This is a genomic window from Ramlibacter sp. WS9 (assembly GCF_003797765.1).
Taxonomy (GTDB): Bacteria; Pseudomonadota; Gammaproteobacteria; order Burkholderiales; family Burkholderiaceae_C; genus Ramlibacter.
This window is the reverse complement of the sequence record NZ_RKMB01000011.1, coordinates 75949-93260: the sequence shown is the minus strand read 5'-3', so window position 1 is coordinate 93260 and position 17312 is coordinate 75949. Positions and strand designations below refer to the sequence as shown.

Below are 17312 nucleotides of genomic sequence, written 5' to 3'. Positions count from 1 at the left end.
TCACAGCTGATCGAAGTAGCCTTTGGCCAAGATCGGACAAATCAGATGGAAGATGTAGTGGTAGCTGTCCAGTCCGCCGTTGACCACGGGCCCAGTTCGGTAGGCTTGCTGGAACGCACCGAAAGCGAAGGGTGCCACCGGACCAGCGATAGAAAGCGTTGACGGGTCGTCGATGTTCAGCAAGTTGACGTTGGTGGCGCCGCGTGCCTTCATGTCGGCTACCACGTCGGTCGAGTTGTAGAACGGAACGACCTTGTCGCGCGGGCCGTGGCAAAGTGCCATGGGTGCCTTGGGCGTCCAGCCCAGCAAGGTGTTGTCGCGAATGGCTTGATCCAGCTTGGGCAGGGCACCGGAGGCCACTTTTTGCCGGAATTCTTCGCTGAGTAAACGACCGGGCCCGGTTAGCTTGTTCAGCTGGGGAGTGGGTAACGGCAATTTGCCCATCCTCACGAGGTCGGCAACAGGAGCGTCCGTGGGAAACAATCCCGGAATGGTCTTGTCGTACGGGGCGTTGAACGCTTCCTCCGGCGACGTTTGATAGATCGCGCCGTGGGTCTTCTGCAGTGACTCGAAAAGCATTGGCACGAGAATCTCTGCGCCTTCGGTGATCCCCAGCTGTGTCGAGACATCGAACGCGGGGTTGCCGGGCTGGGCAAACAAGTTCGTGTAGAACTTGAAGTAGTTGTACGGCCCAGCGGAGGGCATGCTCGCGCGTACGGTGAATTCGGCAGCATGGTCGCGCTCGATCACTTTGTGCGCGGCCATGGCGACATAGCCGCCCTCGGAGATGCCGTACAGGAAGAGCTTCGGTGAGAAGCTCACGGATGCATCACCTGCCATCACCTTCCTGCCGGCTCGCAGCGCATCTACGGACTCCGCGCCATTCGTCTCGGCGACCAGGTACGGGTGGTAGCCAAGAGATGAATCGTTGTAGCCGAGAAAGTTCGGCGAGACGACGATGTATCCCTGCGCGGCGAAGATCATCATCATGAACATCGGGTCGTTCTCGAGGTCCGTGAGAATCGCCGTCTGGTCTTTGACCTTGGTAAATGAAGTGCCATGCGCGAACATGACAACCGGCCGCGCCCCGGAGCAGGCCGCATCGGTGCCCCGAGGCACCATCATTGCCGAGGACGAAGTCGCTCCCTTGCCATCGGGGCCGACGGTGTCGTATTCGAAGTGCTTGAGTTCGACGTTGCACTTCGGCTTACCCGTGAGCGCCTCCAGCCCGGTCGATTGCGCGATCCCTTCCATCAGCCAGGTCTCAGCTGTGCCTCTGGACTCCACTGCAAGCACATTGCCGCGCGGGGGCGCTGCGACGCTCGAGCCTGAGCCCGAGCTTCCGCCGCAAGCATAGAGAACCGCGCAGCCTGCCGCGGTCAATGAGGCAAGGACGAGTCGCGCCTTGGCTCGGCCGAAAGATGTCTGGCTGCTGCCAGCTACTCCGTCTCGTTGATCCATCTGCTTCTCCAAAAAAAGTTTGTCATTTCCGTACTGACTTGAATTCGAATACCTGATAGTATGGAGAAACCGAACGGTACCCATAGGGGTTTACCCACAACAAAGGAGACGCACCATGTCCGATCAACACCCGCGCGGGGTGGACGCTCGCTCGCGCAGGCAGGTTTTCCTGTCGATGGCCGCAGCGTTCCTCGCCAGCCATCCAGCGCGTGCCTTCGCACAAAGGCCGCTGAACTTGGTAGTGCCCTTCGCCCCGGGCGGCATTGCCGATATCACGGCCCGGCCTCTGGCGATCTCACTGGGAAAGGAGCTTGGTGAGCCGGTCGTTGTGCAGAACCGTGCTGGCGGAGGCGGCTCCGTGGGCATGGCTCAGGTGGCGCGGCTGAGGGGGGACTCGTCTGCGCTGTTGATGGCGCTCTCCAGCATTGTGGTGATCCCGGAAGCCGACAAGATTCTGGGCAGGCGTCCCGCCTACGAGCTATCCCAGTTCTCTCCGATCGCACTCGTGACCGCTGATCCCACGGTCCTGGTGGTGAAGGCCGAGAGCAAGTGGCAGAGGCTGGAAGATCTGCTGCGCGATGCAAAGGCAAAGCCAGATGAGATCACGTGCTCCTCCTCGGGCCTGTACGGAACAACGCACTTGGCGCAGGCCATGCTTTGGCAAAGTGCCAAAGTCGACGTCAGGCATATCCCCTACCTTGGCGGAGGGCCATCACTAACTGCGCTTCTCTCGGGCGAGGTGGATGTCACGGTCCAAGCGCCAGGCACCGTGGCGCAACTGCTCAAGGCAGGACGCGTTCGCCTGTTGGCGACGTGGGGCGCTGAGCGGCTCGCCGCCTTCCCTGACCTGCCCACGCTCAGAGAGCAAGGTTATGACGTCGAGTTCTACATCTGGACTGCGCTGTATGCGCCAGCCGGCTTGCCTGAAAACCGGCTGGCAAAACTGCGGGATGCGGCTCAGAACGCAGTCAACAGCAGAGAGTTCACCGCGGCGATGAGTGCTGCGAACACGCCGATCCGATTCATGCAAGGCGCAAAGCTTGAGCGGTACTTGGACCAGGAACAAAGGCGGCTTGCTGCCGTTGTCAAAAAGATCGGGAAAGTAGAGTAAATGAAGATTGTTCGCTATCACACCTTGGGGCAACGCGGTGCGCGCATCGGTGCCTTGGTCGACCAGCATGTCGTTCATCTGGGCTGGCTCGTGCACGGCGAGCACCTGCAGCCGACGGGCCTGGACGAGGACATGGTGAGCTTCATCAAGTACGCCGAGGATGGGCAAGAATCCATTCGTCACCTGGTGGCTGTGTCACAGGCGGACGCAAGACGGCTTGTGCCGGTCGCACAAGTGAGAATTCTCGCTCCCTTTGTGCCGACCACGATTCTCTGCGCCGGCAGCAACTACAAGGCCCACAACGACGAGAAGATGGGCGCGGCGGCGTCTGGCCAAGAGCCGGAATTCTTTGTCAAGACTGGTGACTGTGTTATCGGTCCCTTGGACAGCATCGTCTGTGACTCGCGCTTCACACAAAAACTCGACTGCGAAACAGAGCTGGCAATTGTCATCGGCCGCGGCGGAAGGCACATCCCAATCGACAGGGCGCTGAATCACGTTTTCGGCTATAGCATTGTGAACGACGTTACCGCCCGCGATCGTCAGGTCAGGCAGGGCCCCAACGGATCGGTTTGGTACGACCTGGGCCGGGGGAAGGTGTTCGACACGTCTGCGCCATTCGGTCCCTGCATCACAACCGCTGACGATATTCCCGACCCGCAACAGCTTTTCATCCGCACCCGCATCAACGGCGAGCTACGGCAAGCCGCGCACACGGCCGAGATGATCTGGTCCTGCGCGGAATTGATACACCATTTTTCTGTGAACATGACGCTTCGCGCCGGAATGGTAATCATCACAGGCACACCTGCGGGCACCGCCTGGTCAGCTGACCCTGAGCTGGGCGGCAAATGGGCGCCCAGCAATAGTGGGGAGGCGACCGTCAAAGCCGCGCGCTACTGCCAGCCTGGTGATACCGTAGTTTCGGAAATCGAGGGTATTGGTGCGCTCATGAATGTCGTGGCGCAGCCTAGGTGGGCTTAGCTCGCGTAGCTTTCGTCTTCTTCAACGGCGCCGCTACCTTCTTTGCGGGGGACTTGGGCCGCTTCTCCGGCTCCATTCCAGCCTTCAGCAGACTGGCCAAGAGCATCTCGATCGTGTTGCCCAGAGCACCGCGCGGGATGCTTGCAGGAAAGGCAAGGCGTTGCACGGGGATCCCATAAGAGACTGCGATCAGCACGATGGCCAAGTCCAGCGATGAGCACGGCATCTTCGCGCCCGCCAGCTTGAACAAGCCCTCAACGAGATCGGCCATCTTTGCGCGATGATCCACAAAGCGCTTGCTGAACGTTTCGAAGAATTTAGCATCGCGTCCGGCTTGAAGATTGAACTCCAGAACCAACAGGCCCCAGTCCACGTCGGTCTCGAAGAGGCGATAGAGATCGCCGATTTCCTTGAGGAGTTCGGGAACCCCCTGGGCATTGTTCGCGCGGCTGAGGAACTCCCCTAGCATCTGAGCCTCGTCACGCATGTGAACCGCAAGCAGCTCAAGGAATATCTCTTCCTTCGTCGAGAAATTCGAATAGAACGCGCCCTTCGAAAATCCCGCGGACTCCGCAATCTCGTCGATTGATGCGCCAACGTAACCGTGCTTGGAAAAGACGGTGCGCGCGCTGCCGAGCAAAAGTGCTCGCGTGCGCGCCCGGCTGTCCTCGCGGCTCAACCTGGGTTTAAGCGGCTGGGTCATTCAGTTTTGTTCCTCACCTGCCCTAGCTTACACGGGCGCTCACCTGCACTTGGCGACCCTTGTACTGCAAACGTCTGCGTCTCAATGCGCAATTGGACCAAACAAGACTTGAATACCAATAGGTTTTCGCATACTATTAAGTATGTCACGACTGAGCGGTACTTGAAACCGTTCGGTGGCGCGGAGTTTCAAAGAGGAGAACAGACGATGAACAAGTTGACATGGAAAGTAGCCGCATGCCTTTGGACCGGAGGCCTTGCCGCCGCCACAGGGACCACCCTCGCACAGTCGGCGCCGCAGAAAAAAGCCGCCGAAAGCATGTCCGCTTTCTGCCAATCCGGCCCGGCGGAGTACCCCGAGGGTGTAGCGGGCACGCATCCCTCGTTCAAGTTCAACATCTGCTGGTGGCTGGAGGACGCCGGGATCGAGGCGACAACGTTTGACGAGGTGGCAAAGTCTTTGCCGCCCCATGCGTCCCCTTTTCAGCCGGCGTGGCAGTCGACCTTTAGCAAACCGGCACTTGCGCATGCGGAACTTGCCAGGTTGGCCGAAGACCGCGGCGACAAAAAAATGGCATCAGCCGAGTACAAGAAGGCGGCGTTCTACCACCGCATGAATCGCCTTCCCAAGCGAAGCCCCGCACTCGATTTGCAGGCAACGGAGAAAGCGCATGCCGCAATTGGCAAGCCTCTGCAGCGAGTCACATTCAAAACAGGCGGCAAGGAGTTCATCGGCTACTACAGAGCTCCGGTCACTCGCATGTTCAGTTCGGTCAAACCGCCCGTGGTGGTGATCCTCGGTGGACTGGACAACTTCAAGACCGAGATGATCCGCCATAGCGACCACTTCGTTGCGCGGGGTATCGCAACCTTCATCGTAGAAAACCCTGACACAGGCGAAAACCAGCTGAGCTTCAGGCCCGAGGCGCATGTGATGTTCGACGCCATTGCCGATCACATCAAGTCGCGCACTGAGTTGGACGCAAGCCGTGTGGCCATCTACGGCTGGAGCATGGGGGGGTATCTGGCGACCCTCGGAGGGCTGCGCAACGATCTCTACAAGGCGATCGTCAACATTGGAGGTCCTAGCGACACGAGCTTCGGGCAAGCGCACTGCAAGGTCGCGCCGGCCTGGATCATTGCGCCGTACGCGCTCTTTGGAAACATGGACCCGCGTAGCGCCACGCGACAAGCCGTCTGCACGTATTACGAGGAGTTCCAACTCTCCAGGCAGCTGAAAGCGCCAACGCCGGCGCAGCTGCGCAAGCCGATTCTGATGGTCAACGGGGTTCATGAAGACCTGGTTGCGAGAGACGAGCCGGCATCGCTCGCAGCACTTGGGCTCAATGTCACTCAGTTGATATACGGCTCGGACGGCCACACGGCCGAGTTGAACATGAAGGACCACCTCGACTTCTCCGCCGCCTGGCTCTTGCGTCAACTTGGCCCTCAGAAGTAGCCGGCAAGCAATTCGCGAACTCGTGAGTTCATCCGCCTCAACAGTGACCCTTCAGGAGACCATCCATGTCCCATCATTACGATTCAGCCTTCAGTACCGGCATAAGCCGCAGAACGATGATCGCGGCCTCTACGTTCAGCGTCTTCGCAGCCACTGGCGCGCAGGCGCAGTCATACCCGAGTCGTCCCATAACCATGCTGGTCGGCTTCCCGGCGGGAGGTCAGGCCGACGCCACGGCCAGAATATTTTTGCCCGCACTGCAAAAGGCTTTGGGCCAGCCGATCGTCGTGGAAAACGCGGCCGGTGTAGGCGGCTCTCTCGGCGCTCAAAAGGCACTTGCCGCTCCTGCTGACGGCCACACCATCTACTTTGGCACGCCCATCGAATTGGTCCAGACCCCGATGGCAGTGGCGAACGTGAAGTACAAGCCCGAGAACTTTCGCATGGTGGGCTTGATGGCGAGTACCTACCTGATGATGCTGGTTCGGCCAGATCTGCCGGTCACGTCCGTCGCGGAATTTGCGGCACTGGCCAAAAAGCAGGGGCAGCGCGAGCTGAGCTTCGGCAGCGTCGGGCGTGGCTCGGCCTACCACCTGGTGGCCGAGAGATTTGGCAATGAAACAGGCTCCAAGCTGCTGCACGTTCCCTATAAGGGCGCTCAGCAGCTCATCACGGACCTTGCCGGAGGACAGATCGACATGGCGTTCTTGGCTATGGGGGGGCCGATCCCCGGTCTGATCAAGACTGGCAGATTCAAGGCGATCGGATTTGCCGGGCCTGGACGCCACGGGGACTACCCCAGCGTGCAGACGATGAACGAATCGAATGTCGTGAAAGACTTTCAATTTGATCTGTGGGGCGCACTAATGGTCCCAGCCGCCACTCCGGAGCAGGTCGTGTCCAAGCTATCTTCAGCCCTGCAAGACGCATTGAACCAGCAGCAGGTGCGCCGGGACATCGAAGCCACGGGTGCAGTGCCCGCCAAGCCAATGACACCCTCTCAGGCGGCACGCCTTTACTCGGCTGAGATCGCGCGCTACCAGAGCATAGGCAAAGCGATCAACCTGCGACCCGAATAGTCGTGGGCGACGATGGCGGCGCCGCGCTTCAATAGCGCTGCGGAACGTACATCTCGGCCGGCACGGGCCGGCGCGAATAGTCCTCGTGGCGGATGCGGGCCGGCAACTGGATACCGGGGTGTTCGACTTCGGCATAGGGCACCTGCTCCAGCAGGTGATGGATGCAGTTCAGGCGCGCCTTCTTCTTGTCGTCTGCCTGCACTAGGTGCCACGGGGCATCGGCGGTGTGCGTTCGCTCCAGCATGACTTCCTTGGCCTTGGTGTAGTCCTCCCACATGCGGCGGCTCTCCAGGTCCATGGGGCTGAGCTTCCACTGCTTGAGCGGGTCGTGGATGCGGCCGAGAAAGCGCAGGTGCTGTTCCTCGTCGGAGATGGAAAACCAGTACTTGAGAAGCTGGATGCCCGAGCGGATCAGCATCCGCTCGAAATCGGGCACGCTGCGGAAGAACTCTTCGTACTGGTCGTCGGTGCAAAAGCCCATGACCCGTTCGACACCGGCGCGGTTGTACCAGCTGCGATCGAACAGGACCATCTCCCCGGCCGCGGGCAAATGCGCCGCGTAGCGCTGGAAGTACCACTGCGTGCGTTCCCGGTCGTTCGGGGCGGGCAGCGCGGCCACCCGGCACACGCGCGGATTCAGGCGCTGGGTAATGCGCTTGATGACGCCGCCTTTGCCCGCCGCGTCACGGCCTTCGAAAATCACCACCAGCTTGTGCCCGCTGGACTGCACCCAATCCTGCAGCTTGACAAGCTCGCCTTGCAGGCGGAAGAGTTCGCGGAAGTACTGGCGGCGGGCGGCCTTGTCGGCGTCGCTCACCGGCCGGGCGGTGCCTTCGAGATCGTGGTCTTCCAGGTGGAGTTCCAATTCCTCGTCGTAGCTGTCCACCAGGTCCGCCTGCAGGCGTTGCACTTTTTCATCGTCGGTCATCCTATTAGTGTGGGGCGGGCGTGTGACAGTTCGGTGACTTCCTGCAGCGGGCAATGGCAGGTATTCTTGGCGCATGACCAAACCCGGGCGCCGTTCTCTCAAGCTGATGTTCGAGCCTTCCCTGGAGGCGGGTGAACGCAAGCAACTCCGCGATGGCTTGTCGACTGTGCTGCAGATCGGCAATACCCTATGGCTCGGAAACGATGAGTCGGCCAGTCTGGAACGACTCACCCTGACAGGCGATAGCACCGCGGGACACGCGCAGTTCCAGCTGCGCGACTTCATGGGTTTGCCCACGCCGTCCGACCAGGAAGGGACGACCCCCGAGGTCGACGTCGAAGGCATGGACCTCGCTGACGGCTACCTGTGGATCGTCGGCTCCCACAGCCTGAAGCGAAGCAAGGTGGACAGCGAGGACCCGGCCGCAGCGCAGATCAAGGAGCTGGCCCGTACCGAAACCGAGGCGAATCGGTACGTGCTTGCGCGCATCCCGATGCAGGACGGCAGCGGCCTTCCGGCCCTGGCTGCCAAGAGCAAATCACGGCCCGCCCAGCGCCTGCGCAGCGGCAAGGATGGGAATGCGCTCACGCGTCTGTTGCGAAAGGACAAGCACCTGGGGCCGTTCCTGGGTTTGCCGGGCAAGGAGAATGGCTTCGACGTCGAGGGCCTCGCCGTCGTCGGCGATCGCGTCTTTCTGGGACTGCGCGGGCCGGTGCTGGGCGGATGGGCGGTGGTGCTCGAGATTCGGCCCGTCGGCGAGGGCAAGTGGCTGAAGCTGAAGCCGCTCGAGGGGAGCAAGGGCGTGCGCGTGCGCAAGCACTTTCTGCAGTTGGGTGGCCTGGGCGTGCGCGACCTGTGCTTGCAAGGCGACGATCTGCTGGTCTTGAGCGGTCCCACCATGAGCCTGGACGGGCCGGTGCGCGAGGTCCGCTGGAGCGGCGCAGCGCATTGCCAGGAGGCGTGCGTACTGGAAGCGGGCGCTTTGGCGCATGTGCTGGAGGTTCCGTACGGCAAGGGCTGCGATCACGCAGAAGGCATCGCGCTCTTCCGCTCGAAGGGCAGCGCCAAGGCGGAGCTGCTGGTGGTGTATGACAGTCCCGCGCCACGCCGCCAGGTCGGCGGCAACGGCCTGGTCGCCGACTTGTTCGAGCTGGGCTAGCCACACAGGCCGTGCCATCAAACCGTCATATTGAGCCCCCAGCATTTCCCCAACTTTGCGTTTGGGGATTTCCATGGATGCCGCGATTCGCGTCAGGGGCTTGAGCAAGACTTTCGCCGGTGGCCGCAAGGCGCTGCATGACATCGAGCTGAGCATCGCGCCGGGCGAAATGTGCGCCCTGATCGGCGCGTCCGGTTCGGGCAAGTCCACGCTGCTGCGGCACATGGCAGGGCTCATGGCCGGCGACGCCGGCCAGATCGAGGTGCATGGGCGTACCGTGCAGCAGGACGGCCGCGTGGCCCGGGACATCCGTTCCGTGCGGGCGGGTGTCGGTTTCGTCTTCCAGCAGTTCAACCTGGTGGACCGGCTGCCGGTGCTGGTCAACGTGCTGGCCGGCATGTTGCACAGCATGCCGCTGTGGCGCAGCCTGACGCGTGCCTTCACGACGGAAGAAAAGGCCAAGGGCATGGAAGCGCTGCGCCGCGATCGCCCGCGCGATGGTGCAGGGCGCCCGCGTGATCCTGGCCGACGAACCGATCGCGTCGCTCGATCCCGAGTCGTCGCGCCGGGTCATGGACATCCTCGCCAAGGTCAACCGCGAAGACGGCTGCACCGTGGTCGTCTCGCTGCACCAGGTCAATGTGGCCATGCGCTACTGCGCGCGCACCGTGGCGCTCCACCACGGCCGCGTGGTGTACGACGGCCCGTCGACGGCTCTCGGCGACCACATCGGCAGCCTGCATGGTTCGCACAAGCCTGCCGCCGTGCCGGCCTGGGCCCAGCCGCTGCCGCAAGCGCGCCGACATCATCCGCGTCAAGGAACTGGCTGGCATGCCTATCGTGCGCAACACCTGGTGCAAAGGTGAGCCGGCTTTTTGATTCGTGTCAACGCACCTTGGCCCACCCGTACCAGAGCGCAGCGGACACGGCCAGCCAGACCACCACGATCGCGACCGCGCCGATGACGCTGCGAGGCTTTTCTTTGCCTTGTTGCAGCCACTCGTCGGCACGCAGCCGGTTCTCTTGCATCAACGCCGGCGGCATCAACCGGATGGCGAGCCACATCAGGGCGGGCAGCAGCAGCACGTCGTCGACATAGCCGAGCACGGGAATGAAATCGGGGATCAGGTCGATGGGGCTCAGCGCATAGGCGACGACAAATGCGCACAGCAGCTTGGGCCAGAACGGCGTGCGCGGGTCGCGCGCCGCAAACCAGAGGGCAACGCCCTCCCGCTTGATGCTCTTGGCCCATGCGCGCAACCGGTCAGAAATCCGCATGCGCGAAGCGTAGCCGAAAGGGCGGGCATCCTGATCGAGCGAAGTCGCTCAACTCCGGGTGATCGAAACGCCGCCGTCCACGAGCATGGCGGCGCCTGTCATGAAGGACGATGCGTCCGACGCCAGGAACAACGCCGCCTGGGCAATCTCCTCGGGCCTGGCGATGCGCTTGAGTGCATGCAGGCTTGCGACATGGGCCATGGCTTCGGCCGTGCCATTCATTTCCCGCGCCATCGGCGTATCCGTACCGCCGGGCAAAAGCGCATTGACGCGCAGCCCTCTGGGGCCGAACTCGGCGGCCAGGGCCTGTGTCAGGCCCACAAGGCCGGCCTTGGTGGCCGCGTAAGCGGCTGTACCGGGAAAGCCGACGGTATGGCCCACAAACGAGGACGTGAAAATCAGCGAGCCTTGTCCTGCCTCGAGCAGCGCCGGAATCTGGTGCTTGGCGGACAGAAAAGCGCTGGTCAAGTTCGTGTCGACCGCGGTGCGCCAGTCTTCTTGCGACACTTGCGTGGTGGGCCCGCCACCGGCCAAGGTGGCTGCGTTGTTGAACGCGATGTCGAGGCGGCCCCACTGGCGCTGCGCAGTCTCGACCAATTCCTGTGCGAAAGATTCGTCACGCACGTCGCCCGCAACGCGGATCGCCTCGCTGCCCTGCGTGTGGATTTCGGAAGCCAGTTGATCCAGCCGCTCCCTCCCGCGCGCAGCGAGCACGAGCTTGGCGCCTTCCTGGGCGAACAGAATGGCCGCGGCCCGCCCGATGCCCGAACTGGCGCCGGTGATGATGGCAACTTTTCCTTTGAGTTTCATGGGGTGTTTTCCTTTGAAGAAGACGCGCAGTCTGGGCGCGGCGGCGGGAACTGGCTGGCCGCTTTCGGCCCTCCTATTCCGAATCGCATGTCCGCTTTCGGCCAAAAGCGCCCCCTGGTGGCTGATCCCCTCCTGCTCTCCTGCTCTCCCGCTCGTGCTCCCGCCGCGCTCATTACACGGCGGCTGAGGGCTCCTTCGTGGTCCGGTCCTGCCTGCGCGTCAGGAAGTCAGCGATGGTCATGATCTGCAGCCTACCTGCGTCGCGCTCGTCGACTGCGAATCGGAGAATCTCCTCGAGCATGGGGAACATGTCTTTCCCGTCCATGAAGTTCTCTGGGTGGGTCCATGCGAGAACGATGCCGCCGCTGCGAGCCGACTCGCGCAGCATGTTCTGCCAGCGCCGAACGGTCACCGCAGCGGGCACGCAGCGCCTGAGCCCGTGTCTCCAGTTTAGGAAACGGCCAGCCGGGATCGGCACGGGAACCTCGTCGCTGACGTCGTATGCGTCACTGCGTGAAAGTATGTTGAACTCGCTGGCAAGACTGGCGGCGCGGCTGCGGGAGGAGCGACTTTCGCGGTACGCGAGGAAGCCGTGCGCCGTCAGCAGATCGAGGTTTGCTATCTGATTCCGCGGAAAGATAAACGTCGTGACGGCGTCTTGACTGAACGCCGCAACCTTGCGACACATCGTCAGCTCGGCATCAAGCGCGGCCCGGCTGGCGTACGGTGCTTTCCACGGCAAATGCGAGAAGCCATGCGATGCGATCTCATGGCACCCCGCGCGCTGAACCAGGTCAAAGCATTTGGTGCAAAACCAACCCTGAGAACCGGGCTTGCGGATGTCGGCCAGCGCACTCGTCATCCAGGGTGCAGCCTCGGCCATCAGTTCGGTGAGATCCGGGGTCAGCGCCTCGAATTCGTCGGCCGTCAGCGTGAAGGCTGCGGTGAAGGCAAACGTGACTGCAATGCGGTACTTCTCAAGAAGCCCGGTAAGCCGTCCATACGCGGTCTCGAGGTTCGGCGTGGTGTAGAGCCGATCGCGTCGATCGGTCAGGCAATCCGCCAACCCCCACTTACCTTCACAGTCGAAGCTCAGTATAAAAGTGCCGGGCTTGGTGGGCTCGCCGCCAGGGAACCTGGTCACATGGGCAGTGGGCTTGTGGAGGTGCATGCTGATCGAGCCAACGTCGTTACTGAAGACACCGCGATGTTGCAGCCGTAAGCAAACACGATGCCGTCCTTCATTCAGCCGCCCGAGCCGGGATTGACTCCGGACCTCGTGTGCTAGAGAGCGGAGTTGCGCCGCTCGAGCCGGGCTCCCTGGCTTCGCAGGGCTGCGGCTCGGGGAGCACGATTGTTTCTGCCAAGCCGTGGAGCGCCTGTACGGCGTGGTCGTAAACATCAACAGTTTCACGGAAGCCCATGGAATACGGATCTGCAATCTCGGCCGTCCCGGCTCGCTCGAACAGGCCCAGCAGTGTGGCCTTGTTCAGGGCGCCCGGGTAGGACTGCTTCAGGATCCGGTGGTTGCTCAAATCCATCACGAAGACAGCGTCCGCCTGCTCGAGTAGATCCGGCCCGAGCACCTGCGAGCTATGCGATGTGAGGTCAACGCCGAAACGCCGTGCGGCTGCCACACAATGCGGCGGGGACGACGTTCCAGTGTTATCGATAAACCCAGCTGAGGAAGCTAGCGGTGCGTTCGGCCACTGCTCACGTATGTGCTGATTCCAATACTTCTCGGCAAAAGGGCTGCGGCATATGTTGCCGGCACACACGAACAAAATTCTGCCAATGCGTGCTGGGAAGTAGCGTTCTTGTTGAGCGCGCTGCTCGTGAGTGCGCCGCGACTCTCGAAGATTTTGGAGGTTGCGCAATCGCCTCAGTCGGCGCACCACATGCTGCGCGCTTTGCATCAAAAGGAGCCGAGCCGTCGCATAGATCGCACCCAACCAGGGAGCGGGATCAGACAGCGAGAGCGAATCGGTGCGTACCCTGGGGTCGAGGGACAACCGGATGAACTCCCCTAGCGCTCCAAGCTTGGAAGGTGGCGGATATTCAGCAGTTCGCGCATCGGCGCGGAGCACCGACCGCAGATACAAGAGTTCGCCCGGAATCGTGTTGCGGCACCTCAGGGATTCAGAGTAGCGGGGTTGCACAACACTCGTCGTGCCATTGCATCGGCATTCAAGCCACGCCCTCGGGAAATCAACGCCCGCATGCAGAGCAAGTGCCATCGATCCCCATATGCGCCCATTGATTTCGAGGAAACGAGGGGCCCCACCGCCGGCGGGCTGCCGGAACTCGATCATGGCCAAGCCTTCATACCCGATTTCCGCAAGCAGCTTTTCCCCTGCGCCGATGACGGCCGGATCGGCTGACGCGGCACGCAATGAAGATATTCCGCCGGTATAGGGAAACTCGTGGAGGCGCCGGTGAGCAAAGGTCAGCACCGAGCAACCTTGATGGCGAAGCAAGAAGGCGCCAACACCATATCCCCTGATCTTCTCTTGGGCGATGATGGACACTGACAGGCCCTGATACTCCTCGAGAATGGCTTCGGCCTGGCTTAATGTGGCAGCACCGCGGACGCTGCCTTGCACACATCGGCCCCCTGGTTCGAGATGATTGTCTACCTTGATGATGATCGGAAAGGTTAGTGAAGCGAGGCTCTCTTTGACGTGTGCGGCATCTGAAGCATCTGCGGCCTGGTTGCAATTCCGGAGGAAGACAGTTGCCGGGATGCTGAGCCCGCATCGCAGTGCTGCCTGAGTTGCGTTGTACTTGCTGAGCGTGAAATTCAGCGCTTCGTCGGAGGGCATCAGAAGCTGCACGTAACGTGAGAGCTCCTGGCGGTGTGCAGCTGCGGCCATGATCGCAGCTTCGGAGATCGGAAGGAGCACGTCGTAAGCGCCCCCCGCAAGCTCCTTTATCAACCATCCGCGAAATTCTTGCTGGTGGTGCCACGCATTAGGGTGTGTAAGGCGTTCCCGTGCATAGCGCGAGAACGTTGCGGCGGCTCGAGGCGAACTGTGTGGATAGCCCACGACCACGTGGTGTCCAGCACGACCGAGCGATCGCACCGCACTGAGTGCGGGAAGCTGGTCTGCATCGGTGACCAAAATCCGAAGGGTCGGCATGACGTCAGCCTCGTGTGCAGTGAGCTTGGGACTCACGGGGGTCTCTTCGCAGGTAACGCAGAGTTGCCACGCTTCGGTGAAAGCCAGCTCGCCTACTTTCGGTTGAATGTCGCCGTGACCGATTTGTTGGCGTCCATGGTCAGGGTGCAAGTTTTGGCGGTGCCGCTGCACTGCCCCGTCCACCCCGCGAAGATCGCATTGCCATTAGCGGTGGCGGTGAGCACGACGGTTGTCGGCGAGCTCCCGGCGAACGTGGCTGTGCAGGTATTCCCGCAGCTGATCCCGGCAGGCTGGCTGGTGACGGTGCCGCGAGTCGAAGCGGTTCCGGCCCGGGTGACCGAGAGACGAGGCGCCGACTGGGTTGGTGCCGTCACCGTGAAGGCAAGAGCGCCTGACACTGTCTCTCCATTGGCGACTGTGACTTGCGCGGTGCCGGCGGCGCTGACGTCTGCGGCCAGGACGGTGGCGGTCAACCGCGTTGCACTCACCAGAGTTGTGACACGCTCCACGCCATTCCAGCGCACCCGGGACGTCGCACCGAACCCTGTTCCATCCACCGTCAGCGTGAACCCCGGGCTGCCTGCGGTGGTACTGTTGGGTGAGAGACTGGTCAATGCAGGAGCAGGCGCTGGAGGAGGCGGGCTGGCCGTGCCGCCGAGCTGCACCACGCTTGCGACGGAAGGGATTCCATTGGCATCCACCACAAACAACATGTAGTGCCCGGGTGGCGCAAGGTTGGCGTTCGCCGGCGCGGTCACCTCGACCCCACCGGAGGCGGCTGCAAACGTCAACACATTCATTCGCTGGTTCTGGTCGAAGCTGTGCGTGACGGAGCCCAGGCGGATCAGGGTCACTTTGGCGATGGGTGCCGCGCTAGCCGCCTGGACGGCGAACCGCTGCCCGTATGCGACGGCCGTCGGTGCCGAAGAGATGACCGGCCGAGGCCCTTTGAACAGATAGGGAGGCGAGAACACTTCCACTTCGGTGTGGCCATTGCCGCCGGAGCTCAGCACCCGCCCGTCCGGCAGAAGCAGCGCCGTGGAATGGTACATCCGGGGAACGGTGGCAGGCGCGAGGGTGGTCCAAACGCCAGTGCTCGGGTTCCACAATTCCGGTGCCATGACGGGCTTGGTGAGGTCTTCGAACCCGCTACCCGATGTGCCGCCGGTCGCCAGGACCGTCCCGTCTGGCAGCAGTGTCGCATCAAGGTGCCGGCGGAGCGTCTTCATCGATCCGGTCGGCTTCCACGCGGGCGTGGCCGCATTCAGGTCGAGCACTTCCGCTGAGGAGGTCGGTGGATCCTGACCGCCCACGATGAGGATCTTCCCGGCGTCATACATCACAGCGGAGCCGCTATCCCGCCACACCGCCATGCGCTCGCCGATCCACGTCCATGCGCCGGTACCGGAAGTGTCCAGGTAACGGGTTTGCGTGCTCGGCCCCACTTCGATCACCTTGCCATTGGGCGCGACGAACATCATGGGGTAGAGCGCCTGCCAGAGCTGCGCTCCGGTCAGGTCGCGCCAGGTGTTGGTCGCGGTCTGATACACCTGCGGCAGGAGATTGACCCCATCCGCATGAGAAATTTCACCCGACACTACCAAGGCATCGCCATTCGGCAAAGTGGTGGCGGTGCCGTACCAGCGGCCGGCATTCATGTCGGGCGCGGCCGTCCAGGTATTGGTGGCCGGAAAGTAACGACTGGCATTCGGGAGGCCAACCTCGTCCGAGATGTGCCCACCCATGACCAGCAGGCTGCCATCGGGTAAGAACGAATGACCGGTGCAGAACGCGTCATACCCGATCTTGGCGGCCGGGGTTCCGGCACTGGGGTTGGCAGGATCCCACAGGATCTGTGTATTTCCGTCGGCTTGGCTGTATGCCGCAACCGTGCCGCCCCACATGAACACCTTGCCGTCCGGCAGCAGATGGGTGTGTATAGGTACGATCGAAAGATTGGCCAGCTTGGCCCACTGCCCAACAACAGCCGGATCCGTTTGTGCACTGCCGGCTGCCGGCAACAGGCACGCCGCGAGCGCAAGTGCCGGCAGCAAGGCACCGAGAATGCGTGTGGCGTTCATCGGGCACCTCCCGAGCGGGTGAGCAGGAAGACCCGCACCGGAAAATGGGCGTGGTCGTCGTGCGAATGGCCGCCGTGCGAATGCCCGGGATCGACGTCATGCCCGATGGCGAGGATCATCCCCTGCGCGTTGATACCCATCGCACTCGTCAGCACGAAACCCGCTGGTTGTGCAATGAGTGCATTCAGGTCTTGGAGACCTTGCGCCTGCGTCCAGATGAAGGCGCGACTACCGGCGCTGCTGCCCGAGATCCCGACCACCGCGCCCGCGTCGTTGCTCCCGTAGGCAACGCTGAACCCGCCCCCTGGCAGGACCCCAAGGTCGACCACGCCGCCAGTCGATGGCCACAGGGTGGCTCGGCGCACGCTGGCCCGGCCTGCCGAATAGCCTGCCGCATCCCCTCGTGCATTGAGAGCATAAGCCTCGCTCGCCGCTTGCCCAGCGGGCAGCGGAAGTGCGACGAGCTCCTGCCCGGCGCGCCACACGACAGCACGGGGCGCGCCCGTGGGACCGGACGTGCCCGCGATGTCGCCGCGCTGGTTGATGGCCGTCGCGCGTGACAGGCCGGTGGCACCCGGCAAGGCGGTCGGCGTGCCGCTGGCGGTCCACATGATTGCACGTTGCCCGCCGGCCCCGCTGGAGTAGCCCACGGCGATGCCGAGGTTGTTCACGGCGAATGCCACGCTGCCCTTGTCCCCCGGCAGGGGCGCGAGCTCGCGCACTTGCCCTGCGGAGGCACCCACAATGGCCCGCACGGCCGTGGCCGTGTTGGAACTTCCAACGAAGGTGGCCGCGTCGTTGATGCCCAGCACGACCGTGTTGTCGCTGCCCGGCAGCCCGGCCACCATCTGCACTGTGCCGTTGCGAAGCAGGAAGCCGCGACGCTGTGCGCTCGCACCGCCTGATCCCACGACCTTGCCCCCGGCGGCGCCCACCCCGTCGCTGTTGGGTCCGCGCACGACCACCGGATGCCCCTGCGCAAAGGTCGCGAGGTCCGTGACCTGGTAGCTCGCGGCAGCCGCGGAGCCCGCGCTGGCAACCACTAGCGCCATCACGGAAAGAGTTCGTCGCAAGGCGGAGCAAGAGAAGGTACAGGGAGCCAATCGGAATGGATGCATGC

At 62.6% G+C, this 17312-nt stretch carries 14 protein-coding genes and 1 pseudogene; 6 read left to right on the top strand and 9 right to left on the bottom strand.

Going from position 1 to position 17312, the window contains the following annotated elements:
- Positions 1-1461 carry a S9 family peptidase gene (locus EEB15_RS17520; RefSeq protein ID WP_158290158.1) on the bottom strand — a complete coding sequence of 487 codons (1461 nt, stop codon included), beginning with the start codon at positions 1459-1461 and terminating at the stop codon, positions 1-3.
- Between the two features lie 115 nt (positions 1462-1576).
- On the opposite strand from EEB15_RS17520, the gene EEB15_RS17515 reads away from it, so the two are divergent.
- Both EEB15_RS17515 and EEB15_RS17510 read left to right on the top strand, forming a co-directional pair.
- Entirely contained in the window at positions 1577-2572 is a 996-nt protein-coding gene (locus EEB15_RS17515) for a tripartite tricarboxylate transporter substrate binding protein (RefSeq protein ID WP_141511160.1), read from the top strand.
- On the top strand, positions 2573-3556 hold the full coding sequence (locus EEB15_RS17510; RefSeq protein WP_141511159.1) for a fumarylacetoacetate hydrolase family protein: 984 nt from the start codon (positions 2573-2575) through the stop codon (positions 3554-3556). It abuts the gene before it with no gap.
- Here the strand turns inward: EEB15_RS17510 and EEB15_RS17505 are convergent.
- Entirely contained in the window at positions 3543-4259 is a 717-nt protein-coding gene (locus EEB15_RS17505; protein ID WP_199236562.1) for a TetR/AcrR family transcriptional regulator, read from the bottom strand. The two genes, EEB15_RS17510 and EEB15_RS17505, sit on opposite strands and share 14 nt — an antisense overlap.
- Positions 4260-4466: 207 nt before the next feature.
- Between EEB15_RS17505 and EEB15_RS17500 the strand changes: the two genes are divergently transcribed.
- Both EEB15_RS17500 and EEB15_RS17495 read left to right on the top strand, forming a co-directional pair.
- Complete coding sequence (locus EEB15_RS17500; RefSeq protein WP_141511158.1) at positions 4467-5717, top strand: S9 family peptidase; 1251 nt, start codon at positions 4467-4469, stop codon at positions 5715-5717.
- A gap of 65 nt (positions 5718-5782) precedes the next feature.
- Positions 5783-6796, top strand: coding sequence for a tripartite tricarboxylate transporter substrate binding protein (locus EEB15_RS17495; protein WP_141511157.1), 1014 nt, complete (start codon positions 5783-5785; stop codon positions 6794-6796).
- Between the two features lie 28 nt (positions 6797-6824).
- Here EEB15_RS17495 and ppk2 read toward each other — a convergent pair whose 3' ends face one another.
- Entirely contained in the window at positions 6825-7724 is a 900-nt protein-coding gene (gene ppk2, locus EEB15_RS17490; protein ID WP_141511156.1) for a polyphosphate kinase 2, read from the bottom strand.
- Positions 7725-7797: 73 nt separating this feature from the next.
- Here ppk2 and EEB15_RS17485 point away from each other — a divergent pair, with 73 nt between their 5' ends.
- Complete coding sequence (locus tag EEB15_RS17485; protein ID WP_233259526.1) at positions 7798-8883, top strand: DUF3616 domain-containing protein; 1086 nt, start codon at positions 7798-7800, stop codon at positions 8881-8883.
- Positions 8884-8956: 73 nt separating this feature from the next.
- A pseudogene (locus EEB15_RS17480) lies at positions 8957-9749 on the top strand (phosphonate ABC transporter ATP-binding protein).
- A gap of 19 nt (positions 9750-9768) precedes the next feature.
- Here the strand turns inward: EEB15_RS17480 and EEB15_RS17475 are convergent.
- From EEB15_RS17475 to EEB15_RS17450, 6 genes are all read right to left on the bottom strand, one after another.
- On the bottom strand, positions 9769-10161 hold the full coding sequence (locus EEB15_RS17475; RefSeq protein WP_141511155.1) for a YkvA family protein: 393 nt from the start codon (positions 10159-10161) through the stop codon (positions 9769-9771).
- 48 nt (positions 10162-10209) lie between these two features.
- Positions 10210-10971: an SDR family oxidoreductase gene (locus tag EEB15_RS17470; protein ID WP_141511256.1), complete on the bottom strand. Its 762-nt coding sequence runs from the start codon at positions 10969-10971 to the stop codon at positions 10210-10212.
- A gap of 172 nt (positions 10972-11143) precedes the next feature.
- Positions 11144-12142 (bottom strand): polysaccharide deacetylase family protein, encoded by a 999-nt coding sequence (locus EEB15_RS17465; protein ID WP_141511154.1) that lies wholly within the window; start codon positions 12140-12142, stop codon positions 11144-11146.
- A 70-nt stretch (positions 12143-12212) separates the two neighbouring features.
- Positions 12213-14147 (bottom strand): ATP-grasp domain-containing protein, encoded by a 1935-nt coding sequence (locus EEB15_RS17460; RefSeq protein ID WP_141511153.1) that lies wholly within the window; start codon positions 14145-14147, stop codon positions 12213-12215.
- A 56-nt stretch (positions 14148-14203) separates the two neighbouring features.
- Positions 14204-16192, bottom strand: coding sequence for a galactose oxidase-like domain-containing protein (locus EEB15_RS17455; RefSeq protein ID WP_141511152.1), 1989 nt, complete (start codon positions 16190-16192; stop codon positions 14204-14206).
- On the bottom strand, positions 16189-17244 hold the full coding sequence (locus tag EEB15_RS17450) for a hypothetical protein (protein WP_141511151.1): 1056 nt from the start codon (positions 17242-17244) through the stop codon (positions 16189-16191). Before EEB15_RS17450 ends, EEB15_RS17455 begins: the two co-directional genes overlap by 4 nt.
- Positions 17245-17312: the final 68 nt, after the last annotated feature.

Coding starts and splice junctions, on each gene's coding strand:
- EEB15_RS17520 (WP_158290158.1), bottom strand. CDS start 1,461: ATGGATCAACGAGACGGAGTAGCTGGCAGCAGCCAGACATCTTTCGGC.
- EEB15_RS17515 (WP_141511160.1), top strand. CDS start 1,577: ATGTCCGATCAACACCCGCGCGGGGTGGACGCTCGCTCGCGCAGGCAG.
- EEB15_RS17510 (WP_141511159.1), top strand. CDS start 2,573: ATGAAGATTGTTCGCTATCACACCTTGGGGCAACGCGGTGCGCGCATC.
- EEB15_RS17505 (WP_199236562.1), bottom strand. CDS start 4,259: ATGACCCAGCCGCTTAAACCCAGGTTGAGCCGCGAGGACAGCCGGGCG.
- EEB15_RS17500 (WP_141511158.1), top strand. CDS start 4,467: ATGAACAAGTTGACATGGAAAGTAGCCGCATGCCTTTGGACCGGAGGC.
- EEB15_RS17495 (WP_141511157.1), top strand. CDS start 5,783: ATGTCCCATCATTACGATTCAGCCTTCAGTACCGGCATAAGCCGCAGA.
- ppk2 (WP_141511156.1), bottom strand. CDS start 7,724: ATGACCGACGATGAAAAAGTGCAACGCCTGCAGGCGGACCTGGTGGAC.
- EEB15_RS17485 (WP_233259526.1), top strand. CDS start 7,798: ATGACCAAACCCGGGCGCCGTTCTCTCAAGCTGATGTTCGAGCCTTCC.
- EEB15_RS17475 (WP_141511155.1), bottom strand. CDS start 10,161: ATGCGGATTTCTGACCGGTTGCGCGCATGGGCCAAGAGCATCAAGCGG.
- EEB15_RS17470 (WP_141511256.1), bottom strand. CDS start 10,971: ATGAAACTCAAAGGAAAAGTTGCCATCATCACCGGCGCCAGTTCGGGC.
- EEB15_RS17465 (WP_141511154.1), bottom strand. CDS start 12,142: ATGCACCTCCACAAGCCCACTGCCCATGTGACCAGGTTCCCTGGCGGC.
- EEB15_RS17455 (WP_141511152.1), bottom strand. CDS start 16,192: ATGAACGCCACACGCATTCTCGGTGCCTTGCTGCCGGCACTTGCGCTC.
- EEB15_RS17450 (WP_141511151.1), bottom strand. CDS start 17,244: ATGGCGCTAGTGGTTGCCAGCGCGGGCTCCGCGGCTGCCGCGAGCTAC.